Annotated in this window: 23 protein-coding genes; all 23 read left to right on the top strand. The window is 45.2% G+C overall.

Going from position 1 to position 24166, the window contains the following annotated elements; translation table 11 throughout:
- Positions 1 to 41: 41 nt before the first annotated feature.
- The 23 genes from ACU1JV_RS04090 (at position 42) to rpoD (ending at position 24080) form a co-directional block, all read left to right on the top strand.
- On the top strand, positions 42 to 446 hold the full coding sequence (locus ACU1JV_RS04090; RefSeq protein ID WP_413986686.1) for a hypothetical protein: 405 nt from the start codon (positions 42 to 44) through the stop codon (positions 444 to 446).
- A gap of 348 nt (positions 447 to 794) precedes the next feature.
- Positions 795 to 2138 (top strand): aminotransferase-like domain-containing protein, encoded by a 1344-nt coding sequence (locus tag ACU1JV_RS04085; RefSeq protein WP_413986685.1) that lies wholly within the window; start codon positions 795 to 797, stop codon positions 2136 to 2138.
- Between the two features lie 162 nt (positions 2139 to 2300).
- Positions 2301 to 2660, top strand: a complete 360-nt coding sequence (locus tag ACU1JV_RS04080; RefSeq protein WP_013372152.1) for a histidine triad nucleotide-binding protein — start codon at positions 2301 to 2303, stop codon at positions 2658 to 2660.
- A gap of 170 nt (positions 2661 to 2830) precedes the next feature.
- Entirely contained in the window at positions 2831 to 3004 is a 174-nt protein-coding gene (rpsU, locus tag ACU1JV_RS04075) for a 30S ribosomal protein S21 (RefSeq protein ID WP_005547957.1), read from the top strand.
- Positions 3005 to 3020: 16 nt separating this feature from the next.
- On the top strand, positions 3021 to 3464 hold the full coding sequence (locus ACU1JV_RS04070) for a GatB/YqeY domain-containing protein (protein WP_013372151.1): 444 nt from the start codon (positions 3021 to 3023) through the stop codon (positions 3462 to 3464).
- A 277-nt stretch (positions 3465 to 3741) separates the two neighbouring features.
- The gene (locus ACU1JV_RS04065; protein WP_165079576.1) at positions 3742 to 5109 is read left to right on the top strand and encodes an NfeD family protein; all 1368 of its coding nucleotides are present in this window, start codon (positions 3742 to 3744) and stop codon (positions 5107 to 5109) included.
- Between the two features lie 43 nt (positions 5110 to 5152).
- A complete protein-coding gene (gene floA, locus ACU1JV_RS04060) occupies positions 5153 to 6154 on the top strand; it encodes a flotillin-like protein FloA (protein WP_016324559.1) in 1002 nt (333 codons plus the stop codon).
- A 44-nt stretch (positions 6155 to 6198) separates the two neighbouring features.
- Positions 6199 to 6777 (top strand): hypothetical protein, encoded by a 579-nt coding sequence (locus ACU1JV_RS04055; RefSeq protein ID WP_129549634.1) that lies wholly within the window; start codon positions 6199 to 6201, stop codon positions 6775 to 6777.
- Positions 6778 to 7199: 422 nt separating this feature from the next.
- Positions 7200 to 8609, top strand: a complete 1410-nt coding sequence (locus ACU1JV_RS04050; RefSeq protein ID WP_058829895.1) for an amino acid permease — start codon at positions 7200 to 7202, stop codon at positions 8607 to 8609.
- Positions 8610 to 8947: 338 nt separating this feature from the next.
- Positions 8948 to 9241, top strand: a complete 294-nt coding sequence (gene yqfC, locus ACU1JV_RS04045; RefSeq protein WP_025679631.1) for a sporulation protein YqfC — start codon at positions 8948 to 8950, stop codon at positions 9239 to 9241.
- The gene (gene yqfD, locus ACU1JV_RS04040) at positions 9238 to 10431 is read left to right on the top strand and encodes a sporulation protein YqfD (RefSeq protein ID WP_058711710.1); all 1194 of its coding nucleotides are present in this window, start codon (positions 9238 to 9240) and stop codon (positions 10429 to 10431) included. Before yqfC ends, yqfD begins: the two co-directional genes overlap by 4 nt.
- A 6-nt stretch (positions 10432 to 10437) precedes the next feature.
- Entirely contained in the window at positions 10438 to 11409 is a 972-nt protein-coding gene (locus ACU1JV_RS04035) for a PhoH family protein (protein ID WP_013372143.1), read from the top strand.
- Positions 11410 to 11504: 95 nt separating this feature from the next.
- Complete coding sequence (locus ACU1JV_RS04030) at positions 11505 to 13751, top strand: HD family phosphohydrolase (RefSeq protein ID WP_058711711.1); 2247 nt, start codon at positions 11505 to 11507, stop codon at positions 13749 to 13751.
- A 55-nt stretch (positions 13752 to 13806) separates the two neighbouring features.
- Positions 13807 to 14304 (top strand): rRNA maturation RNase YbeY, encoded by a 498-nt coding sequence (gene ybeY / locus ACU1JV_RS04025; protein ID WP_013372141.1) that lies wholly within the window; start codon positions 13807 to 13809, stop codon positions 14302 to 14304.
- On the top strand, positions 14304 to 14678 hold the full coding sequence (locus tag ACU1JV_RS04020; RefSeq protein WP_016324558.1) for a diacylglycerol kinase family protein: 375 nt from the start codon (positions 14304 to 14306) through the stop codon (positions 14676 to 14678). Before ybeY ends, ACU1JV_RS04020 begins: the two co-directional genes overlap by 1 nt.
- 50 nt (positions 14679 to 14728) lie before the next feature.
- Positions 14729 to 15631, top strand: a complete 903-nt coding sequence (gene era, locus ACU1JV_RS04015; RefSeq protein WP_025679640.1) for a GTPase Era — start codon at positions 14729 to 14731, stop codon at positions 15629 to 15631.
- A 515-nt stretch (positions 15632 to 16146) separates the two neighbouring features.
- Positions 16147 to 16284, top strand: coding sequence for a YqzL family protein (locus ACU1JV_RS04010; RefSeq protein ID WP_080658633.1), 138 nt, complete (start codon positions 16147 to 16149; stop codon positions 16282 to 16284).
- Between the two features lie 42 nt (positions 16285 to 16326).
- Positions 16327 to 17079, top strand: a complete 753-nt coding sequence (recO, locus tag ACU1JV_RS04005; RefSeq protein ID WP_413986684.1) for a DNA repair protein RecO — start codon at positions 16327 to 16329, stop codon at positions 17077 to 17079.
- Positions 17080 to 17482: 403 nt separating this feature from the next.
- Entirely contained in the window at positions 17483 to 18370 is an 888-nt protein-coding gene (glyQ, locus tag ACU1JV_RS04000; RefSeq protein WP_013372135.1) for a glycine--tRNA ligase subunit alpha, read from the top strand.
- A complete protein-coding gene (gene glyS, locus ACU1JV_RS03995) occupies positions 18363 to 20438 on the top strand; it encodes a glycine--tRNA ligase subunit beta (protein WP_064962118.1) in 2076 nt (691 codons plus the stop codon). Before glyQ ends, glyS begins: the two co-directional genes overlap by 8 nt.
- A 122-nt stretch (positions 20439 to 20560) precedes the next feature.
- Positions 20561 to 21037 carry a YaiI/YqxD family protein gene (locus ACU1JV_RS03990; RefSeq protein ID WP_025679644.1) on the top strand — a complete coding sequence of 159 codons (477 nt, stop codon included), beginning with the start codon at positions 20561 to 20563 and terminating at the stop codon, positions 21035 to 21037.
- Positions 21030 to 22904, top strand: a complete 1875-nt coding sequence (gene dnaG / locus ACU1JV_RS03985; protein WP_025679646.1) for a DNA primase — start codon at positions 21030 to 21032, stop codon at positions 22902 to 22904. Before ACU1JV_RS03990 ends, dnaG begins: the two co-directional genes overlap by 8 nt.
- 42 nt (positions 22905 to 22946) lie before the next feature.
- On the top strand, positions 22947 to 24080 hold the full coding sequence (gene rpoD, locus ACU1JV_RS03980) for an RNA polymerase sigma factor RpoD (protein WP_007431230.1): 1134 nt from the start codon (positions 22947 to 22949) through the stop codon (positions 24078 to 24080).
- Positions 24081 to 24166 lie beyond the last annotated feature (86 nt).

Raw genomic sequence — 24166 nt, 5'->3', positions numbered from 1 at the left:
TAACATACGGTATACATGTAAGAGCCTAGGAGGAAACGACCATGGAAAAAAGCATGACAACCGAAAATGTTGCAGCACCGAAACAGATGGATGCTAAAACACTATGTCAACAGCATATGCATCGTTATGTATGCGTATGGGTGAAGGACGGGACAATGTATGACGGAATTGTAGAGCATGTGGATGATGAAAAGATATACTTAGCCGTTCCTATGGGTGGAGAAGAAATGGAAAATGTTAATCTCCCATATCCGCCCAACAATTGTGGATGTGGCTCCCGTGCTTATGGCGGTTATGCATCTTATCCTCCGTACCCTTATCCGTACCCTTACCCAGTCCCAGTACCCGCCTATGCGTACGGATTTCCATACGGACGTCGCCGCTTTAATCGTTTGATTCTGCCACTTGCTGCGTTGACAGCGATTAGTTTACTGCCTTACTACTAATCCGATCTCCTTCGTTGCCTGACCATCGTTCTACTCTCTCCCGCCTACAGCTCTTGTACAGTACAAGTGGCTATAGGCGTATCCATACATCATCACTAAGTAAGGCTGCTTCTTCCAGCATGAAGAAACAGCCTCTTTTTCACATCTACCGTCTCAATATGTAAATGAGCTATAAGGTTACAGCCTTCGGTGAGGTTACAATGATTTATGGATGACAACTGTATGGGTACAGTTTAATGAAAAGAGGTATCCTGTTTATCTATAAACCATGTTAACATCAACCTTGTACAGAAATATAAGAATGAATAAGCGTATAAAGAGGATGTACAGAACAGGCAGGAGGATGTCGTGAAAAAATATGTTTCGGTTTTATTAGATATAGAGCTTAAAATTCGCGAGGGACAATATAGATCTGGTTACAAGCTGCCATCGGTCCGTGATGCTTCGGAGCTATACAAGTGCAGCAAAAGCACAATTCTGCGAGCTTATGCTGAACTTGAAAGAAAGCATGCCATTTATTCCATACCGCAAAGCGGATACTATGTAGTGGAAAACCCCAGCGATGTACACCATAGCCATATTTCAGACTACGTTGATTTTGCTTCAGCATCCCCGGATTTGAATGTATTTCCCTATCTAGATTTTCAGCATTGTCTAAATCAGGCTATTGACACTTACAAATATCATCTGTTCACATATGGGGATTCGCAAGGATTGGAAACATTACGACATACGCTCGTCTCTCATTTGGCTGATACTCAGGTGTTTGCAAAAACAGATCGAATTATCGTTACCTCAGGTGTTCAACAGGCATTAGAGATACTCGCAAAAATGCCGTTTCCCAATGGCAAAGAAAAGATTTTGGTCGAGCAGCCCAGCTACGATATTTATTTGCGTTTTTTGGAGGAAGAGAGCATACCCGTCAATGCGATTGCGCGGACAGCGGAAGGTCTGGATTTTTATGAGTTGGAGAACCAATTTAAGCGGGAGAATATCAAATTTTTTTATACCATGTCAAGGCATCATAATCCTCTGGGTATCTCATATAACCCGGAGGAACGGAAAACGATAGCTGCCTTGGCTGCGAAATACGATGTGTACATCGTAGAAGATGACTATATGGCTGATTTGGGAGTTGATCATCTTGTTGATCCCATTTATGCATACGATCAGACAGAGCATACTATTTACTTGAAAAGCTTCTCCAAAATCATTTTCCCTGGCTTGCGATTAGGGGTTGCGGTACTGCCAGAAAGCCTATTAAGGACGTTCAGTAGCTATAAAAGATATGTTGACACATCGATTTTGTCTCAGGCAGCACTTGATATCTATATTAAAAATGGAATGTATGAACGCCATAAACACACGATATCCAAACTATATTCGGAGCGCGTTCGTATTTTGAACAAGGCGGTGGAGCGATACAATCAGACCGGGTACATCCAAACTCCAGCTGCAACCTCAGGCGTTTATACGCAGTTTAAGCTGCCGAGGACGGTGAATTTGGAACGTTTGGTACACAGCCTTAACGCCAGAAACATCCAGGTTGTAGCTGGCAAAGGCTTTTATTTATCAAGCTACAGGGAACAAGAAAAATTTTTGCGCATAAGTATCTCGCGTGCACAGCCAGACCAAATTGATCAAGGGGTTAAATCTATAATAGAGGAAGTTAGTAAGGGAAACTGGTATTAAGCCCCATTTTCCGTTATGATACATATAGAAACACAGGGATAACCAATTATGATTGATTATGTTTCTGTTTGGTGTGAAAAATACATAACTTTGAATGCCGACAGCAAGGACTGCTTGTGTATAATTGCTGATGATCGGCTCACTGCCAAAGGAGGGTTTTGAATGGACGATCTGTTTTTGAAAATTGTAGATGGAAGCATCCCCAGCAAAAAGGTGTTGGAAACCGACAATGTGCTCGCATTTCATGACATCCAGCCTGCGGCGCCAGTACACGTGCTCATTATTCCAAAAAAATACATTCCTTCAATGAATGCTGTAACGGAGGAGGATCTTCCTCTTATCGCGGAGATCCATCGTGTTGCGGTTGAGGTTGCGAAAAAGTTAGGAATTGCTGAGTCTGGGTATCGGTTGATTAACAACTGTGGCCCGGATAGTGGACAAGCGGTAGGGCATCTGCATTATCACTTGCTAGGGGGCGCCAAATTAGGTGCCTTGACAGGTATTTCGGACTCGCATTCTTAAAAATGACAGAGCTAGTCTTTTCAGTAATGCGGAACTGACGGGAAAAAAGGTTCCTTCTATGTACTCATTTTTTCTTATAGGTTGACACCTGGTTTCCGTTTCACCTATAATAAAATTTGATGAACCGTGTTATTGCTCTTGGACGGTCTGGTCGGAGGGAGGGAAAACTGGTGTCTGAAACTAAAGTTCGCAAAAACGAGACAATTGATGCTGCACTTCGTCGCTTTAAACGTTCCATTGCTAAGGATGGCGTATTGGCTGAGGTGAAGAAACGCAAGCATTATGAAAAGCCAAGCGTAAAGCGCAAGAAAAAGTCCGAGGCTGCTCGTAAGAGAAAGTTCTAGGAGGATCTAAGTAATCATGAATTTGAGCGAACGATTGAACGAAGATATGAAGCAAGCAATGAAGAGTAAGGACAAGTTCAAACTCTCCACCATTCGAATGGTTCGTTCTACGATTAAAAATCTTGAAATAGATTTGAAACGGAATTTGGACGACAACGAAGTGCTTGATATTCTGAGTCGTGAGATCAAACAGCGAAAAGATGCCCTCCATGAGTTTGAAAAAGCCGGTCGTGATGAACTTGCGACAAGCACTAAAGCAGAAATAGAGATCATCGCTCAGTACCTTCCTGAACAACTTTCTGAAGAAGAAATTAAAGTTATTGTACAGCAGACCATCCAGGAAACCGGTGCTTCTTCGAAAGCCGAGATGGGGAAAGTAATGACGGCCTTGATGCCTAAGGTAAAAGGTCGTGCTGACGGTAAGCTCGTGAACCAAGCGGTTCAGCAATTTCTGCAATAAACCTGCGACAAACAGGAAAACACAACACCCTCTGTTCACAGAGGGTGTTATTTCTATATGTGTGATGCCTGCCAAAATAGAATGGTGGAAGACGTCTTTGTGAAGGCGTTTTCTATGATTGTGTGAAACGTGATGCCTGTTAGGGGCGTAAAGTATTTTACAGGCATCAGGATTAGCAATATACCCAATAATTTCACATTAAATCCTGAAAACTGTATAGTTTGTCTAACAAAGTTTGGTATGCTGTAACAAGGAGAGATCGAAAGGGGGGAAAGAAATGCATAGAGAACATCACCACTCCAGCCGCAAATTGATCTTTTTAACGTTGTGGATTATGATATCCGTTCTGTTGTTACCCTTAGTTTATTCTGGACCAGCGGCGGCTCAAACAAAGGGTGGAGCAGTGTTTGTTATACCAGTTGATCAGGAAATTGAACAGGGGCTGGGCAAATTTATGGAGCGTGGATTTGCAGAAGCAGTTGATTCTAAAGCAGGTCTGATTTTACTGGATATTAACACACCTGGCGGACGGGTAGATACAGCGGAAAAGCTGGGCAAACTGATGAAAGACAGTCCTATTCCGACCGTAGCCTATATAAGAGGTGAAGCGGCCTCAGCGGGTAGCTATATTGCGTTGAGTGCTAACAAGATTGCTATGAAACCGGGTAGTATTATCGGAGCAGCGGCGTTAGTAGACGGCAGGGGGAATGCTATTACAGACCCCAAAACGATAGCTTGGTGGAAGAGTAGCATGGCATCTGCCGCAGAAGCTGGCGGACGCAATCCTGATATCGCTAGAGGCATGGTCGACTCCAAAACGACTGTATCTATCCCGGAGATGAACTTTAATAAGGAAAATGGCCAGATCATTTCTTTAACCAGTGAGGAAGCGCTGAAATTGGGGTATGCGGATCACATTGCATCTTCGGAACAAGAAGTTATACAGTGGATGGGCTACAGTACAGATGATGTAATCCATGTGGAGCGCACATGGGCTGAAAAAGCAGCCGAGATATTGACCAATCCGATCGTGCAGACCTTGCTTTTATTTATTGGTATCGCGGGTGTAGTTATTGAGCTGCTTGTACCTGGCTTTGGTGTGCCGGGAATTTTGGGCGTACTTGGATTTGGTTTGTATTTCTTTGGTAATTATATTGCTGGCTTTGCAGGTTCGGAGACGTGGCTGTTGTTCATTATCGGTCTGGCACTGCTTATCCTTGAAATGTTCATACCAAGCTTTGGCATTCTGGGTATTTTGGGTTCCATCAGCCTTGTCGCGGGTGTAGTCCGTGCAGCATACAACATGCAGCATGCGTTTATATCTTTGGGGATTGCTTTTGCAGGGGCTGTTGCCGTGGTGGCGATCATCGCAGTTGTCTTTAAGGACCGAGGGATATGGAACCGTTTTATACTTCAGGAACGTTTAACGGCTGACCAAGGGTTTTCTTCGGTTGTGAATCGGGAAACGTTACTAGGTCAGAGGGGTGTCAGTCTGACCCCATTACGTCCAGCTGGAACGGTGCTAATCGCTGATGAGCGAGTGGATGTTGTAACGAATGGAGAGTTTATCGCCCCGGATATGCCGATTATCGTATCCAAAGTAGAAGGCGGGCGAATTGTGGTCAAGGCAGACGCAAGTGTCTAAGCAAGCTAACAACGAAGAATTAGATTAATGGAGGATGATGCGAGTGTTCGAATCGGGTATTGTCAGCATTTTGCTGATTGCCGTAGTAGCGATTATTGTATTGAGCGTGTTTTTTAGTTTCTTCCCGGTGATGCTGTGGATTTCGGCGTTGGCTTCGGGTGTTCGGATCGGTATCATTACGCTGGTAGCTATGCGGTTGCGGCGTGTCACGCCAAGCCGAATTGTCAATCCCCTCATTAAGGCTACCAAAGCTGGTCTAGGCTTGAATATCAATCAGCTGGAAAGTCATTTTCTCGCAGGGGGGAATGTTGACCGAGTGATCAATGCGTTGATTGCCGCGCAGCGGGCTAATATTCCGCTTGAATTTGAACGTGCGGCTGCGATTGATCTTGCGGGACGGGATGTTCTGCAAGCGGTCCAAATGAGCGTTAATCCGCGTGTTATTGAGACGCCTATTGTTGCTGCGGTCGCCAAGGATGGTATCGAAGTGAAAGTTAAAGCTCGTGTTACGGTGCGTGCCAACATTGATCGGCTCGTCGGCGGTGCCGGAGAAGAAACGATTATTGCTCGGGTTGGTGAAGGTATCGTAACAACGGTTGGTTCCAGTAACTCGCATAAAGACGTGCTGGAAAATCCAGATTCCATTTCGAGAACCGTATTGTCCAAAGGTTTGGATGCAGGGACAGCATTTGAGATTCTATCGATTGATATTGCAGACGTTGATGTAGGTAAAAATATCGGTGCCTTCCTGCAAACAGAGCAGGCGGAAGCTGACAAACGTATTGCGCAGGCAAAAGCCGAAGAGCGGCGTGCGATGGCTGTAGCACAGGAACAGGAAATGAAGGCACGTGTCGTAGAAATGAGAGCACGCGTGGTGGAATCCGAATCCGAAGTGCCTCTGGCAATGGCTGAAGCGCTACGTAGCGGTAAACTTGGCGTCATGGACTATATGAATTTAAAAAATATTGAGGCAGATACGCAAATGCGTAGTTCCTTAGGCAAACCGAATGAGAACTCGGGGAATGATAACAAAAGCCGGGATTAACTAACGGGACGTAGCCTATGAATTAGGCAGTTAGGCGGTGAGTGATGAACTTTATCAGCTGGATCTTTGACCATTTGTATATCTTGCTCGTGATTGGCTTTGCGCTGGTGTCCTTCTTGGGGAAAAGTATTCAAGGCGGAGATCGGAAATCTTCCCGGCGGCAAGGTATGCCTACTTTTGGTGGTGATCATGGTTCGCGCGGGTCCTCGACGTCGCCCAGACCTTTCACAACGGAACCTGAGCAAGAGCGACGTCAGCAAGATGTTACTGGAGAATTGCAACGTCAATTTCCTAATGAGCGACGTGCGGTGATCGAAGCTCGTCGTATAGAAGAAGTAGGAGACGGGCTGGAAAAGGAAGAACGGATGGACCAAGATTCATTAGATAACGGTACGACTTTAGAGGATCGAATTCGTATTATGGAAGAAGAGCGAAGGATGGTTTTAGCCCGTCTCGATCGTATATCCAATGCGAGAGATTCGGAGGAAATTACAGATGGGCTAGAGCAAACTTCACAAGAGAGTGGTACAGTGAATGCAGATGACCTACGCAGAGGTGTAATTTGGGCAGAGATATTAGGGCCTCCGCGTTCCAAGCGTTACATGGGTGGAGGAAGACGCTAAAATAATCGTAGATCCGTCACGGCTTTGGCTGTGGCGGATCTTTTTTTACGATGTTTTTAGCGATACATAAACATGCTGGAATAAAAAAAGACTTAACGGCAAATGCTCTAATTACCTGACAGCGAATGTGAAGATCTCATATATGCTACATTTTTCTCACATTTACTGTCATCTAAAAAGACGGCATTTTGTCTAGTTTGGGATCTGATTTGTGAAAATATATTCGTGAAAAATGATCAAATGTAACAATGTGAACGAAGCTTACCAAAAGTCGTTTTCATTTTTTCTTTTTTATATATAATGTTCACAACGATAGAACTTATGAAAATTTACCCCATATTTAGCTAAAATTTGATTTATATCGAGGTGATATTACAGGGTTATACAAAAAGTAAAAATTTATGTTTAGGAGGATGGGATGGATGGGGAATAGCTTGTTCAGAAAGAAGAACATTGATCAGCTGATCGCCGCTACACGGGGAGAAAAGGCGCTTAAAAGGGAATTGGGTGCGTTCGATTTAACAATGCTTGGGATTGGAGCCATTATTGGAACGGGGATTTTTGTTTTGACAGGTACGGGAGCAGTTACGGCTGGACCGGGCTTGGTATTGTCTTTTGTGATCGCGGGGCTCGCTTGTTTATTCGCAGCACTGGCTTATGCCGAGTTTGCTTCCACTGTTCCAGTATCCGGTTCTGTTTACACTTTTACATATGCTACGATGGGAGAGCTATTGGCTTTTATTATCGGATGGGATTTAATTTTGGAATATATGTTGGCCGCCAGCGCTGTTTCTGCAGGTTGGTCGGGTTATTTTGTATCCTTTTTGAAAGGAATTGGTCTTCATATCCCGATTGAATTCACTGCTGCGCCAGGAGCTTTAAAAGACCAAACTACTTATTTTAATCTTCCAGCTTTTTTAATTTTGATGGCTATCACGTTCTTGCTTTATTTTGGGATAAAAGAATCCAAACGAATTAACAATATCATGGTTATTGTTAAAATTGTTGTCGTTTTATTGTTTATCATTGTGGCTATTAAATATGTAAAGCCAGACAACTGGACACCGTTTATGCCATTTGGGTTCAGTGGGGTGTTTGGAGCCGCAGCCCTTGTGTTTTTTGCTTTCATTGGCTTTGATGCCGTTTCATCAGCCGCTGAAGAAACCAAAAATCCAGCTCGTGATTTACCGCGTGGCATTATTTTCTCACTTGCTATTTGTACGCTTTTGTACGTGATCGTTAGCGCGATTATGACAGGTATTGTGCCGTATATGCAATTTGAAGGTATCTCCCATCCTGTGTCATTGGTTTTGCAGGTTGCCGGTCAGAACTGGGTGGCGGGTATTGTGGATATCGGAGCCATCTTGGGGATGACAACGGTCATGCTGGTAATGCTATATGGTCAAACCCGTATTATGTTTGCGATGTCACGTGACGGCTTAGTTCCTAAAGTATTGTCAAAGGTTCATTCCAAATATAAAACGCCCTATATTAACACCTTGTTTTTTGGTACTTTATCTGCATTAATGGGTGGGTTGATCCCGCTGGATGAGTTAGCAAGCTTGGTGAACATTGGAACCTTATCAGCATTTATTCTCATTTCGGTCGCTGTCATAGTGATGAGAAAAACACAACCCGATTTGCCAAGAGCTTTCCGATGTCCTGGGGTTCCATTTATTCCAATTCTGGCTATCATTTCATGTGGGGTGCTTATTCTTAATCTGAATGGTCAAACGTTTATTCGTTTTATCATTTGGCTTGTTATTGGTATTGCCGTTTACTTTTTATACTCCAGAAAAAACTCGCTTTTGAATCAGGATTCTGAAAACTAACCATTTCATACTATGAAGTTAAAAAGACAGCCTTGTTTTGATATGAAAACGAGGTTGTCTTTTTTTATGTGAATTTTAGAAAGTACGGTCTTTTTCCTCTTTAATATTGCAGTTGCTACGAATTGTAAGTTTAGCCTCATAAATGCGATGACTAGATCATAAAATGTACAGTACAGATATCTGTGACGCTGGTGTAACAGCGTCTAGTGACGGTTGAGACATAGGATGAAACCGAATGGTAATAACAAGCGATTAAAAAAGCAGCATAGCTGCCGTCAAAATAATTATTTGCCGTTGGATAACAGTTATTTTGATGACAGGAAAGGAGATTTCGCCGTATGAGCCGGATGAGCCGCAAACTGCGAAAGTGGGCCAGCGAGACGTTGGAGCTTCCGCAGGACATTCTATTTGATCTGCCGCGGTTAACCCTCATCGGCAGCCGCCAGCTTTATGTAGAGAATCACCGGGGTGTGGTGGATTTCACGCCAGATCAACTCGTACTTGCACTTGCGCAAGGCAGGCTAAGGGTGTCAGGCCATAATCTAATCATTACGTCTATCCTGCCAGACCAGGTGAGTGTAGAGGGACATATTACGGATATTCAAATGGAAGGAACGGAGGAAGGCTCGTGAAACATCCCGCTTTAGCAAAGCTGCGTGGCACGGTTACCCTAGCTGTCGAGGGCGAAAGTGTGGAAGCATTCATTAATTTACTCACTGATCATCATATACCTGTTTGGAACGTGCGGCCAATGGGTACTAGACATGCAGAAATGAACCTTCTGCTGCCGCACGTCTTCCTGCTGCGTCCGCTTTTGAGAAGGACAGGCTGCAAAATGCATGTTCTCAAGCGTCAAGGACTTCCCTTCACTGCAGTACGACTCGCCAAACGCAAATTTTTTCTCACAGGACTGGCCTTGTTCTGGATAGGTCTCCTGCTGATGTCATCGCTCATCTGGGACATTGAAGTAAAGGGGAATGATAAGCTCCCAACGGAATCCATTTTGAAAGCAGCCCGACAGGAGGGGCTTTATCCGTTTCAATGGAGCTTTCGTCTTTCCAGCCAGGACAAGCTTTCGCGGGCACTCATGCAGAAGCTTCCAGAGGCATCCTGGATCGGTGTGGAAAGACAGGGGACCTTGGTGACAATTCAGGTTGTTGAAGCTTCACAGCCTACTCCCCCGTCGCTCTACAGTCCACGTCATCTTATCAGCAAGGCGGACGCGGTGGTCACTGAAATTTTTGCCGAGCAGGGTCGTCCTGTTGTGCATAAAAATACGCGGGTCAAAAAAGGAGCTATTCTCATTTCAGGAACGCTTGGAGATGAGGAGAATCAGCAACAGGTCGTAGCCAAAGGAGAGATTAAGGGGCTTGTGTGGCATGAATATGAAATTAGTAGTCCCATGGTACGACGCAGCAGCACATATACAGGTAATAGTCACGATCGCTTGTATCTGGTGCTAGGCAACCGTGCGATACAATTGTGGGGCTATGGAAAAATACCTTATTCTACACATAAAACAACCGTTGAGCATGATCCGCTAACATGGCGTTCTTACAAACTTCCGATGGGTTGGATGAATGAAAGTGTGAGGGAGACAAAGATACAAGAGCAGAAGTTAACGGAAACAGAAGCCAAAATGTCAGGAATAGAAGGCGCACGCGCGGATATTTTAGCTAAATACGGCAAAGGAACGAAAATAATGAGCCAAAAAATTTTGCATGAGAAGAGAGAGAATGGTAAAGTTTATATGAAAGTACTTTTTGAAGTGGAACAGGATATTGCGGAAGAACTTCCGTTAGTTCATAACCAAGGAGAATGAGGCTATTTGGCAGAACAACAACGCAGCATACAAATTGCATTGAACAGTGCGGGAGAAGGTCAGGCGTTATTCGGCCCGCAGGATTCCTTTTTAAAATTGATCGAAGCAGCTATTCCTGCAAAAATAGCATCTCGTGAGGCGGAAATTAATGTTTTTGGTGATGCTCACGAAGTAGAAGTGCTCGAACAATTGTTCGATGTTTTGCTCCAGTTAATTCGTAATGGGTATATACTGACCGAAAGGGATGTCCATTATGCGATTGAGCTGGCAAAAGATCTGCGCGCTGATCAGTTGCTTGATTTGTTCAAGGGAGAAATTACGACGACGTTTCGGGGCAAACCGATTCGTGTCAAAACAATTGGACAGAAGCACTATGTAACCACGATTAAGAAACGCGATATTGTATTTGGGATTGGCCCAGCGGGTACTGGTAAAACCTATCTGGCTGTAGTGCTGGCCGTAGCTGCTCTGAAGGAGGGTTCAGTCAAGCGTATTGTACTGACTCGCCCTGCGGTGGAAGCTGGTGAGAACTTGGGCTTTTTGCCTGGGGATTTACAGGAAAAGGTTGATCCATATTTACGCCCGCTTTATGATGCCCTATACGATGTGATGGGGCCAGAACAGACGGCGAAAGCGCTGGAGCGCGGGTTGATAGAAATTGCGCCACTGGCTTATATGCGGGGTCGTACGCTGGATGACTCATTTATTATTTTGGATGAAGCCCAAAACACTACACCGGAGCAAATGAAAATGTTTTTGACTCGACTTGGCTTTGGTTCCAAAATGGTTATTACCGGCGATGTTACGCAAATTGATTTACCTCGTGGCAAGAAATCCGGTTTGATTGAAGCAAATGCGATTTTAAAAGGGATTGACGAAATAGGCTTTGTCCAGTTTGCGGAAGAGGATGTTGTTCGTCATTCCCTGGTTCAAAAAATCATCGTCGCTTATGACCGTGTTGCTGAAAATCAAGCCTAAGCTCTTAAGCACGAGTATAGTGTGTATGATCAGAAAACGAATACAATGAGCAGCATAGCTGCCTTGAAAAAGATGATGGAGAGGGATTGTTTTAGATGACCTCGAAGGAATTATCTAAAGGAAAAACGTTCCAGCATAGAATGAATGGATGGAAGTATAGCGTGGCGACACGCTATCTTCTGTTTTTATTTTTGGTGGTTCTTTTTTATGTGGGTTTTGCATCCAAGCTGCTTCCCGAACGCTACGACATCCGGGTGAATCAACCGAGTGAAAAGGAAATTGTCGCTCCAATGCAGCTTCCTAACAGTAAGGCGACTTTGAAGGCCCAAGAGGAATCTGCTGAGCGCGTGCAGCCTATGTATACCATTGTACCGATCCGCAACGATAACCTGATTACCGGTATTTTGGATCGAATTGAACGGCTAAATCAGGATGATCAGGTCTCCAGAGCGGACAAGATTTCGATTTATAAGGATGAGATTCCTCAACGTGCACGGGAATTCGTGCAAAATTTTGTGAACAACAGCCGTAATGCGGATGCCTATCCAGATAAGTTGCTGGATGAGGTACTGGAAAAAACGAAAGAGCAAACGTACCGAATCCCAGAGGAGACATACATCAAAATTCCGCGACTTACATCTGAGGATATTGCCGAAATGCGGCCCGTAGCCCGTGAGATTGTTACAGGGTTGATGAATGATCAAATTACGGATGCCCAGACTGCCCGAGCCAAGGTAGCTGAGCGCGTGAGTACAAGCTCGCTTACCAAACGTACCTCCCGGGAGGTTGTTCAGGAACTTGCACGGCTTGTGATTACAGCCAACAAGTTTTATGATGATACAGCTACGAAGGACGCTAAAGTACAGGCTCGTGAAGATACACCGACAGTTTACATTAAACAGGGTGAAGTGCTCGTTAAAAAGGGTGAGATTATTACCCAGGAAATCTATACACTGCTTGATGAGAACGAGCTGCTCAAGGATAAAATCAACTATTGGCCACAATTCGGCCTGCTGATGTTGTCTATGATGCTGGCATTGGGTCTGTTTATGTATATTCGTCAATTTCAATCACGAACACGAAACTTCAAGTATAATAATGCACAGTTGCTCATGCTGGTGTTAATCTTTGTGATTACAGTGGGGGCCATGCTGTTAATTTCTATACTGCAGACTAGTGAACGATCCTATCTCGGCTATCTGGCGCCTATCGCGCTTGGAGCTATGCTTGTAACGCTGTTGCTTGACATGTCGCTGGCATTCGTATGTGCCGTTATATTCAGTATATTGGCAAGTGTTATTTTGAATGTCCGTCAAGGCCAGATTTTTGATTTTAATTTTGGGTTTTTTGCCCTTGTGGTCTGTTTGGCGTCGATTTTTTCCACCCACCGGGCCAGCCAGCGTTCAACGCTGTTCAAGGGAGCTATCATGGTATGCCTGTTCGGGGCTCTGGGTGTTTTTTCTCTGGCTCTGATTGACCAAGGGAACTGGACTCAAACAACGACACTCTATGGGGTAGCCTTTGCATTTGCAGGCGGTCTGGTTACAGCGATCCTCGTTATAGGGCTAATGCCATTTTTTGAATCCACCTTTGGCATCTTGTCTGCACTGAAGCTTGTTGAATTGTCAAATCCCAATCACCCATTGCTCCGCAAGCTGCTTACCGAGACTCCTGGCACATATCATCATAGCGTTATGGTAGGTAATCTGTCGGAGGCTGCAGCGGAGGCTATAGGAGCAAATGGGTTGTTGTGCCGGGTTGGTTCGTATTATCATGATATTGGTAAAACCAAAAGGCCTTCGTACTTCATTGAAAATCAAAATGGGATGGAAAATCCGCATGATACAATAGAGCCCAAGCTGAGTAAATCCATCATTATAGCCCATGCTCGTGACGGTGTGGAAATGCAATTGGATTACAAGCTACCCAAGCCGATTCGTGATATAGCCGAACAACACCACGGAACGACATTCCTGCACTATTTTTACCACAAGGCATTGCGTGAGGCGGAAGAGCGGGGAGTGGAGCCTGACTTCACGGAGGATGATTTCCGTTATCCGGGACCGAAGGCTCAGTCGAAAGAGGCTGCTGTAGTAGGAATTGCTGATAGCGTGGAAGCGGCAGTTCGTTCCTTGCGAAAACCTACGGTGGAGCAGGTAGAATCTATGATTGAGAAAATTATTAAGAGCCGTCTTGATGATCACCAGTTTAACGACTGTGAGCTGACCATGAGGGAGCTTGATATCGTGGCCCAAACTCTCAAGGAAACAGTAATGGGGATTTTTCATTCCCGTATTGAATATCCAGAGGAAAGACCTAAGCCCGAAAGTGGAAAAGCTTAGTATTACTTGTGCATGAAGCACAGCTAAAGCATTAGAATTAAAAGGAGCGGTTGGCATGGGCCTTCAATTAGCTTGGAATAATGAACAAAACGATATGGTAATTAACGAATCGTTGATCACGCTGCTGAACACCTTATTAGAGCAGGCTGGCAAAGCGGAAGGGGTTACAGACGGTGAGGTTGCCCTTACTTTCGTGAATGATGATCAAATTCATGAGTTGAACAGGGATTATCGCGGTATTGATCGTCCCACTGATGTGTTGTCTTTTGCTATGAAGGAAACACTGGATGAAGAGCTTGAAATTATCTACGAACCGACGGAAGATAATCCATTAAATGATGTACCCGATGTTCTGGGGGATATTATTATCTCTGTACAGACAGCGCAAGCTCAAAGCGAAGAGTATGGACATTCAATTGAGCGTGAAATCGGGTTTTTGTTTGTCCACGGTTTTCTGCATCTGTTAGGTTATGATCATCAGGACGATGCAAGTGAGGCTGAAATGATGGGTAAGCAGGAAGCTGTGCTGGCTCAAGTGGGGTTGACACGGTAATGAGACGTCAGCCTTGGAGAATGACCTTTCGCTATGCTGCAGAAGGCGTGATATACGCCCTGCGTACGCAAGTAAATATGCGGATACATGTGGTTGTGGCGCTTCTTGTCATTGTAGCAGGTCTAACTCTGCGCATCTCCCGGCTCGACTGGTTATTCGTGTGCTTGGCCATTGCCATAGTCATTGTAGCCGAACTGATCAACACCGCTGTTGAAGCAGCGGTGGATCTGATCTCACCTGATATTCATCCGCTGGCCAAAGCGGCTAAAGACACCGCCGCCGGAGCCGTGCTCCTGGCAGCGGTTTTTGCTGTAATTATTGGCATATTTGTATTTTATAGACCTTTGTTGACGTTAATGAGTCAGCTGCTTTAATGAAAAGAGCAAAATAAAATTAGGTGCTTAATCGCGCTGGAGGAAATAAAATGGCTAAGAAACACTTTAAATCCGGCTTTGTTGCAATTGTGGGCAGACCCAATGTCGGAAAATCAACATTGATGAACCATGTCATTGGGCAAAAGATTGCCATCATGTCAGACAAACCCCAAACGACACGGAATAAAATTCACGGTGTATACACCACAGAGGACACACAAATTGTATTTTTGGATACACCGGGGATTCACAAGCGGCAGTCAAAACTAGGCGATTATATGAATCAGACCGCTTTTAATACGTTGGGTGAAGTAGAAGCGGTACTGTTTCTGATTGACGCTGCTGAAGGTTTAGGCGGAGGCGACCGTTTTATTGCGGAACAGCTTAAACAAGTAAAAACACCCGTTATATTGGTATTGAATAAAATTGACCGCATTGAGCCGGAGGCATTGTTGCCCCTGATTGAGCAGTATCGCAAGTTGTATGACTTTGCGGAAATTGTACCGATCTCGGCCAAAATGGGCAATAATGTAAACACCCTATTGGATCAGGTTCAAAAATACTTGCCAGAAGGTCCGCAATATTACCCTGATGACCAAATTACCGACCATCCAGAGCAGTTTGTCATTGCTGAGCTGGTACGGGAAAAGATTTTGCACATGACACGTGAGGAAGTACCTCATTCTATTGCGGTTATGATTGAAGACATGAAAGTGCAGGATAATGGTGTAGTGCATATTATGGCGGTTATTTTTGTAGAGCGTGATTCCCAGAAGGGAATCATTATCGGCAAACAAGGAGCCATGCTCAAAGAGGTGGGCAAACAAGCCCGTCAAGATATCCAAAACTTGCTAGGCTCCAAAATTTTCCTGGAACTTTGGGTTAAGGTCAAAAAAGACTGGCGTAACCAGGAACGTGTCCTTCGTGACTTGGGCTTCCATCGCGACGCCTAAAAGTAGATATCATATCTACGATCACTTTGGTTGTCAAAGGATTATACAGACTAAAATTGATATTAATCAATATGTATAGTTGTTGTAGGCATCATAAAAAAGCCGTCCGACTCTACCACTGACGTATGAATTAAATCTTTCGGTCATTCCAAGCGCCGCTCTTGTGCGGCGCTTAACTTCTCGCTATACCTACCCTTTTCTTCCAGTGATGAAATAAGGAGTGCTTTTAAAAGAGTTATTATAACTGCGTACACGTTGTAGCGGAGCGAAGGATTTGAATCTGAAGAAGCGTCAGCGTTCGCCTTTACCCCTGAATTTACTCCTTTTCTCATTGGATAAAATAAATTCAGGGGTAACAGCGATCGTAAGATCAAATCATTTGCGAACCGGTGTCCAGACCGTACACAGTAGCCTTTTTCAACGTAATCCATTTATTTCATCGCATACTTCCCCTCTCTTCGCATCATCCTATTTTTGAGATGCAGACGTCATTTCCGAAGAAAGGATGAATACGATTGCGAGATTTTTCGTGGAAGTATTTTGCGATGACTGGAGATGTCGGTGCGTATCTGTTATATAGGGAGAGCGCCATGACAAGGGAGCAAGACACGGATGAAGGAGAGTCGGACGAGCATGAAGAAGCCCGTGAATAGTGCGAACCACTGGCTTCTTCGCGAAAGTTTGGGGGAAGAAGCATGCTTTACAGGATGGAAGGAATCGTCATCCGCAGCATGGATTACGGTGAGGGGAACAAAATTATTACGCTTTGCACCGAAAGCGGAGGCAAAGTAGGTGTGCTAGTCAGAGGCGCGAAAAAATCCAAAAGCCGTCATGCCGCTTTAACGCAGCCGTTTACGTACGGTGAATTTGTTTTTTTTCGCAACACTGGCTTAGGCACGTTGAATGCCGGTGAAATTATCCAATCCCACCATACACTGCGCGAGGATATTACAAAGGCTGCTTACGCTTCCTATGCTTGTGAATTGCTCGATCGGGTATTACAGGATGAGGAAACAGGTGCATTTTGGTTTAAGCAGCTTAAAGCCTGCTTGGAGGCACTGGAGAGTGGCAAAGATCCGCTGATCGTCACGAGTATTTATGAATTTAAAATATTGCAGGCGGCCGGATATGCACCTCAGCTTGATGCTTGTATTTCAAGCGGTCAACAATGTGCTGATGAGGATATGTTTATCAGTCCGAGGTTAGGTGGGGTTTTGTGTCGGGGTTACAAGCATTTTGATCCGGCTGCGTTAAGTGTTGCTCCGCGTACATTGAAGTTGCTGCGCTTGTTCGCCCAAATAGATTTGAATCGACTCGGCAATATCGACGTGAAGGACTCCACCAAGCTGGAGATCAAACATGTCATGCGTCAGTTCATGGATATGCAGTTGGAGGTCAAGCTGAAATCCCGTAATTTCCTGGATCAGCTTGACAAGTACGACATGTGAAATGTGGTGTTCTCTTGACTGTATCACTGAAAACGTGTAATATCCTACTATATATCTCCTTTGGGAGCAGATGCATTGAACGAGAAAGTAACGAGACGTATTCTCTGTAGTTAGCGAGTTGGGGATGGTGTAAGCCCGGCGGGAATTGTTCGTGAACATGGCACTCGGGAGCGTCTGAATGGACACGGAAAAGAGGATTACGATCTGACTGGTGATGTAGGGTCGCAATCAAGTAGGGTGGAACCGCGGGAGTTAGCTCTCGTCCCTACGTCTGTACAGGCGTAGAGGCGGGGGCTTTTTGCTGTCTCTAGCAAGGCTTATGGAATAAATTAGCCCTGTACATATGAGTTTAAGGATTAGAAATCACCAACATTTTAGGGAATTGGAAAGGAAGCGTGTGCCCATGAATTTTCAGCAGATGATTTTAACGCTGCAACAATTTTGGTCTGAACACAACTGTATTATTGTACAGCCTTATGATACGGAAAAAGGGGCAGGCACGATGAACCCGATGACGTATTTACGTTCAATTGGACCTGAGCCGTGGAACGTAGCTTACGTTGAGCCTTCTCGCCGTCCGTCTGACGGACGTTATGGTGAGAACCCGAATCGCCTGTATCAGCATCATCAGTTTCAAGTGGTTTTGAAGCCTTCACCTGATAACATTCAGGAGTTGTATCTGGAGAGTTTGAGCCGTTTGGGCATTAACCCACTGGAGCATGATATTCGTTTTGTTGAAGACAACTGGGAAGCTCCGACGCTGGGAGCCTGGGGATTAGGTTGGGAAGTATGGCTGGACGGTATGGAAATTACCCAATTCACGTACTTCCAGCAAGTGGGCGGTATTGATGCCAGTCCGGTTGCGGTTGAAATTACGTACGGTATGGAGCGTCTTGCTTCCTACATCCAGGACAAAGAAAATGTGTTTGATTTGGAATGGGTTAATGGAATCTCGTACGGTGATGTTTTCCACCAACCAGAATTTGAGCATTCCAAATATACGTTCGAAGTATCTGATGTCAAAATGCTATTTACTCTTTTTAACATGTATGAAGAAGAGGCGAATAAAGCGATGGCGCAGCATCTTGTATTTCCAGCCTATGATTATGTGCTGAAATGCTCTCACACGTTCAACTTGCTGGACGCTCGCGGAGCCATCAGTGTAACGGAACGGACAGGTTTTATTATACGAGTGCGTAATTTGGCGCGCCAGGTCGCTGCGACCTATCTGGAGGAGCGCGAGAAGCTGGGCTTCCCGCTGTTGAAGAAAGGAGGTGCGGCAAATGTCTAAGGATCTATTGTTTGAGATCGGGCTGGAAGAAGTGCCTGCACGTTTTATCCCGAATGCGATTCAGCAGTTGAAGGAACGTATGACGGCGTGGCTGGACAGCTCGCGTATTGCTTACAGTGCTGTAGAGGCTTATGCTACACCTCGTCGTTTGGCGGTACTTGTTAAGGAAGTAGCGGAGAAGCAGGAAGATATTAACGAAGAAGTTAAAGGACCTTCCCGCAAAATCGCACTTGATGAAGCCGGTAACTGGAGTAAGGCTGCTCTAGGCTTTGCCCGTAGCCAAGGTGTTGATCCTGAACAGTTCACGTTCAAAGAACTTGGAGGCGTGGAATATATTTACGCGACCAAGAGCAGCATAGGTGTACCAACGGCAGATGTGCTGTCCGAAGGTTTACTACACATTTTACATGCCATGACATTCCCTAAATTTATGCGCTGGGCAAGTTATGACTTTAAATTTGTTCGTCCAATCCGCTGGTTGGTAGCCTTGTTTGGTAGCGATATTGTTAATTTGGAGATTGCTGGCGTACAGTCAGGGAATGTGACAAGAGGACATCGCTTCCTTGGACAGGAGGCCGTTGTAGAAAGTCCAGCGGACTATGTCGAAGTACTTCGCAAGCAGCATGTCATTGTGGACATTGAGGAACGTCAGTCGCTTATTGTGAAGCAGATTGAAGCACTTGCAGCCGAAAAAGATTGGACGATTGCGGTCAAGGATGATTTGCTGGAAGAAGTGCTGTATTTGGTGGAAACTCCAACAGTACTATTCGGTGGCTTTGACCCTGCGTTCTTGAACATTCCGAAGGATGTACTGATTACTTCCATGCGTGAACACCAACGCTATTTCCCAGTGCTGGATCGCACAGGAAAGCTGCTGCCATACTTTGTTACGGTACGTAATGGTGGCAGTCAATCGCTGGAAGTCATTGCAAAAGGAAACGAAAAAGTATTGCGCGCGCGGTTGTCTGATGCCAAATTCTTCTATGAAGAAGATCAGAAGCTGGAAATTAAGGATGCACTCTCCAAGCTGGAAAGTATCGTTTTCCACGAAGAGCTGGGAACAGTTGGAGACAAAGTGCGTCGAATTCGCCGCATTGCTGATGCTCTGGCAGAGAAGCTACGTGTTTCCCCAGATACACAGGAATCGGTTAGCCGAGCAGCAGATATCTGTAAATTTGACCTTGTAACACAAATGGTCTATGAGTTTCCGGAATTGCAAGGGGTTATGGGCGAGGATTATGCCCGTAAGGCTGGAGAGAAGGAAGAAGTGGCAAGAGCGGTGTTTGAGCATTACCAGCCGCGATTCGCAGGAGAAACGGTTCCTTCAACGAACGCTGGAGCGATTGTAAGTATCGCAGACAAGATAGATACCATTACAGGCTGCTTCTCCATCGGTATTATTCCGACAGGTTCACAGGACCCTTACGCGCTTCGTCGCCAGGCAGCAGGTATCGTGCAGATTCTGTTGGATCGTAAGCTTTCGGCTACGTTATCTGATGTGTTCAATATCGCGCTTGATGTGCACAGCAACCTTGGAAACATGAAACGTTCCGCAGATGAAATACGTAAAGAATTACATGAGTTTTTCGGATTACGCGTGAAGAAACTATTGTCCGAGACACTTCGTTATGACGTTGTAGATGCTGTGCTTTCAGCTGGATATGACGATGTTGCTTCTGTGGTTAACCGCGGGGCTGCATTAATGACTGCTGTACAAACGGGTGATGTCTTCAAGGCAACAGTGGAGTCTTTTAATCGCGTAGGTAATTTGGCTGCTAAAGCAGTTCATAAGTCAGTGAATACGGGTGAATTTACGGAACAGGGCGAGAAAAACCTATACGAAGCATGGTATGGCGCCTATGAGTCTTATTGTACAGCCTTACAGGAAGGTGATGCGACACAAGCATTGGCGCTTGCTTCATCCATTACTCCTGCGGTGACGGCGTTCTTTGACTCCGTTATGGTTATGGCTGAGGATGATGCTGTGCGTAATAATCGTTTGGCATTGCTGGCTGCTATTGACTCAGAATTGAAGCGTTTTGCTGATTTTTCCAAGCTTGTAGTTTAAACGTCGGTTGTGGTAGTATGAACAACTTGAAAAAATGGGTATAAATATACGGAACGGTGTAAGAGTGATCTTGCAGCCGTTCCGTATTTTACTCGAATGCGGATGCGAGATGGGGGATGCTCATGGGAGAGTCCGGAAATTTCCCGGATGTACGGATCGTTGTTGACGGGGACGCTTGTCCTGTTAAAAGTGAAATTGCAGAGACAGCTTCCCGTTTTCATATTGACGTTATTATGGTATCTTCGTATGATCATCTCATTCAGGGTAGCAAAGGCGTAAGCGTTGTTAAAGTAGACCGAAGCGACCAGAGTGCCGATCTCTATATTGCCAATCATATCCGCCGCGGAGATATTGTAACAACCAACGATTATGGTCTTGCTGCACTCGCCTTGGCAAAAGGTTGTGAAGTGATGTCTTTTCGCGGAACGATTTATCGAAACGATTCGATAGACTTCATGCTGGACCGACGCCACACTTCTGCCAAAGAACGGAAAAAAGGACGTTATGGAAAAGGTCCTAAACCGTTTACATTAGAGGATCGTGAAGTTTTTCAACATAAACTGACAAAACTTTTACTTCGCTTGCAGGAGAATGAGTAACGGTATCGAATTATATTTACGTGCTAAAGAGATGAAGGTGGTTAATATGAGTGCCGGACAAGGTAACATACCGGACGATATCATCGAGTCAGTTTTACAACATCATGATATTGTAGATACGGTAAGCAAGTACGTGCATTTGACCAAGCAGGGGAAATATATGAAAGGCCTCTGTCCTTTTCATTCCGAAAAAACCCCTTCATTCACCGTGACACCGGATCGTCAGATTTTTTACTGCTACGGCTGCGGCGCGGGAGGCAATGCCATCAAGTTTATGATGGAAATCGAAGGACTATCCTTTCCCGAAGCTGTCAGGACAATGGCAGAAGAAAGTCATATTCCGCTCGGCGAATGGCAGGGACATGATTCATCGCATCAGCATCCTGAGTTGGACAGGCTGTTGCAAGCGTATGAACTAACTTCTAAGATGTACCATTTTTTGCTTAAAAATACGGAGCACGGCAAACCAGCCATGGAATATTTGCGTTCACGGGGATTCAGTGACAAGATCATTGACCAATTCCAAATTGGCTATGCACCCAACCGATGGGATACGATCGTTCAGTTTCTAGAGAAGCGTTCTTTTGATCCTGTCGAGATGGAAAAGGGAGGACTCATTTCTCCCCGACATGAGGGTGATGGATATGTAGATCGATTCAGAGATCGTATCATGTTTCCCATTTGGAATCGAAACGGAAAAGTTATTGCCTTTGCAGGCCGTATACTTGGCGAGGGGCAGCCGAAGTATTTGAACTCGCCGGAGACCAAGCTATTTAACAAAAGCCGAACGCTGTACAATCTCCATCATGCTAAGACCTCAATTCGCAAGCTTCGTCAAAGTGTTCTTTTTGAAGGCTATGGCGATGTCATTTCGGCATGGGAAGCTGGCGTACAAAATGGAGTGGCTGCCATGGGGACTGCTCTAACGGAGCATCATGCTACGATGTTAAAGGGACTGTGCGACGAGGTTATTATTTGTTATGATGGTGACCGGGCAGGACAAGCGGCAGCGCTTAAAAATTTTCCGCTGTTGGAAAATGCGGGACTTCACGTAAAAGTAGCGTTGGTCAGCGATGGTATGGACCCGGATGATTTTATCCGGCAATACGGCGCTGAACGTTTCCAGCGCCAAATTATCGAAAGTGCTGTTTCAACGGTGAAATTTAAGCTTATATATCTGAAAAAAAACCATATACTGCAAGAGGAAGAAGGAAGAATTGCGTATTCCCGCGAAGCATTAAATGTCATTGCACCTCTGTCATCCCCGACTGAGCGGGAAGTGTATCTGCGCGAAGTATCTGCCGAAGTCAAGGTGGATTTTGAAACCTTAAAGCAAGAATGCAATTTACTCCGTCAATCCCTGCAAAAAAAACAGAACTTTGGGGATAATAACGAAAATGGGTGGAATAATGGTAGGCATAAAAAAGGGCAGGTCTCTACGCCCAATCTGTTGCCGGCTTACCATGTGGCTGAACGCAGGCTGCTTCACTGGATGATGCAGGATTTAGAAGCTGCAGAGTATGTAGAAAAGCATCTGGGGGACGCCTTTAATATTGAGGATCATGCAGCAATTGCTGCTTATCTATATGCCTATTACGCGCAAGGGAAGTTACCGGATACAAGCCGTTTTATTTCATCTTTGCAAGACGACCGACTGGAGAAGAACGTAAGTTCGATCATGATGATGGATGCTCCAGGCGTATGGGCACCGCACATTTTGGATGATTATATTCGTCAAGTGCGAAAATTTCCATTGCAGGAGCAACTGGATTTGAAGAGGGAAGAAATGAGAACCGCTGAGCGCTCAGGTGATTTTTTGCGTGCAGCACAAATTGCAAGCGAGATTATAGCCCTAGAGAGACAATGAACACACAGAGGTCGGATGTTTCTAGGAGGAGGGAGTCGAAAGATGGCGAATGATCAGCATACTGAACTGGAGACGGAATTAACACTGGATCAGGTTAAAGATCAACTGATTGAGTTGGGTAAAAAAAGTTCCTCTCTGAACTACAAAGATATCATGGAAAAACTGTCGCCGTTTGATCAGGACCCCGAGCAAATGGATGAGTTTTATGAGCAGCTGGGTGACTTGGGGATTGAGGTTGTGAATGATAACGACGAAGAAGTTACCAGATTGCGTCAAAATGACGACCCGGAAAACAATGACGGGGATGATTTTAATTTCGATGACGATCTGAGCCTGCCTCCCGGTATTAAAATTAATGACCCGGTCCGGATGTACTTGAAGGAAATTGGTCGTGTACCGCTGCTTTCTGCTGATGATGAGGTGGAGCTTGCCAAACGGATCAATAACGGCGATGAAGAAGCTAAGCGTCGGTTGGCTGAAGCAAACTTGCGTCTGGTTGTAAGTATTGCCAAACGTTATGTTGGTCGCGGCATGCTTTTCCTGGATCTAATTCAAGAAGGTAATATGGGTTTGATTAAGGCAGTAGAAAAATTTGATTACGAAAAAGGCTTTAAATTCAGTACGTACGCAACCTGGTGGATTCGTCAGGCGATTACGCGCGCAATTGCCGATCAGGCGAGAACGATCCGTATTCCAGTGCATATGGTGGAAACGATCAACAAGCTGATTCGCGTATCGCGTCAACTGTTGCAAGAGCTGGGGCGTGAACCTACGCCGGAAGAAGTGGCTGCCGAGATGGAGCTAAGCGTGGAAAAAGTACGGGAAATTATGAAAATTGCCCAAGAACCGGTTTCATTGGAAACACCAATTGGTGAAGAGGATGACTCACATCTAGGGGATTTCATTGAGGATCAGGAAGCGTTGGCGCCTGCAGATGCAGCAGCCTATGAGCTTCTGAAGGAACAACTCGAGGATGTACTGGATACGTTGACCGAACGGGAAGAGAATGTTTTGCGTCTCCGTTTTGGTTTGGACGACGGAAGAACCAGAACTCTTGAAGAAGTGGGTAAAGTGTTCGGTGTTACACGTGAACGTATTCGTCAGATTGAGGCCAAAGCGCTGCGTAAGTTGCGCCATCCAAGCCGCAGTAAGCGACTGAAGGATTTCCTCGAATAGAAGCGTAACATTGCGGACCTTCTGCGGCTTGAAGCGCGCAGAAGGTCTTTTTTTATCTCATGGCAGCCTTGGTGGAGGGGAAGAAG

This window comes from Paenibacillus sp. T2-29, from assembly GCF_052921365.1.
This window is presented reverse-complemented; position numbering and strand designations above follow the sequence as displayed.

Coding starts and splice junctions, on each gene's coding strand:
- dnaG (WP_025679646.1), top strand. CDS start 21,030: ATGAGTAACGGTATCGAATTATATTTACGTGCTAAAGAGATGAAGGTG.
- recO (WP_413986684.1), top strand. CDS start 16,327: ATGCTTTACAGGATGGAAGGAATCGTCATCCGCAGCATGGATTACGGT.
- ACU1JV_RS03990 (WP_025679644.1), top strand. CDS start 20,561: ATGGGAGAGTCCGGAAATTTCCCGGATGTACGGATCGTTGTTGACGGG.
- ybeY (WP_013372141.1), top strand. CDS start 13,807: ATGGGCCTTCAATTAGCTTGGAATAATGAACAAAACGATATGGTAATT.
- era (WP_025679640.1), top strand. CDS start 14,729: ATGGCTAAGAAACACTTTAAATCCGGCTTTGTTGCAATTGTGGGCAGA.
- ACU1JV_RS04070 (WP_013372151.1), top strand. CDS start 3,021: ATGAATTTGAGCGAACGATTGAACGAAGATATGAAGCAAGCAATGAAG.
- ACU1JV_RS04020 (WP_016324558.1), top strand. CDS start 14,304: ATGAGACGTCAGCCTTGGAGAATGACCTTTCGCTATGCTGCAGAAGGC.
- ACU1JV_RS04055 (WP_129549634.1), top strand. CDS start 6,199: ATGAACTTTATCAGCTGGATCTTTGACCATTTGTATATCTTGCTCGTG.
- yqfC (WP_025679631.1), top strand. CDS start 8,948: ATGAGCCGGATGAGCCGCAAACTGCGAAAGTGGGCCAGCGAGACGTTG.
- ACU1JV_RS04080 (WP_013372152.1), top strand. CDS start 2,301: ATGGACGATCTGTTTTTGAAAATTGTAGATGGAAGCATCCCCAGCAAA.
- rpoD (WP_007431230.1), top strand. CDS start 22,947: ATGGCGAATGATCAGCATACTGAACTGGAGACGGAATTAACACTGGAT.
- ACU1JV_RS04090 (WP_413986686.1), top strand. CDS start 42: ATGGAAAAAAGCATGACAACCGAAAATGTTGCAGCACCGAAACAGATG.
- ACU1JV_RS04065 (WP_165079576.1), top strand. CDS start 3,742: ATGCATAGAGAACATCACCACTCCAGCCGCAAATTGATCTTTTTAACG.
- ACU1JV_RS04050 (WP_058829895.1), top strand. CDS start 7,200: ATGGGGAATAGCTTGTTCAGAAAGAAGAACATTGATCAGCTGATCGCC.
- ACU1JV_RS04030 (WP_058711711.1), top strand. CDS start 11,505: ATGACCTCGAAGGAATTATCTAAAGGAAAAACGTTCCAGCATAGAATG.
- glyS (WP_064962118.1), top strand. CDS start 18,363: ATGTCTAAGGATCTATTGTTTGAGATCGGGCTGGAAGAAGTGCCTGCA.
- glyQ (WP_013372135.1), top strand. CDS start 17,483: ATGAATTTTCAGCAGATGATTTTAACGCTGCAACAATTTTGGTCTGAA.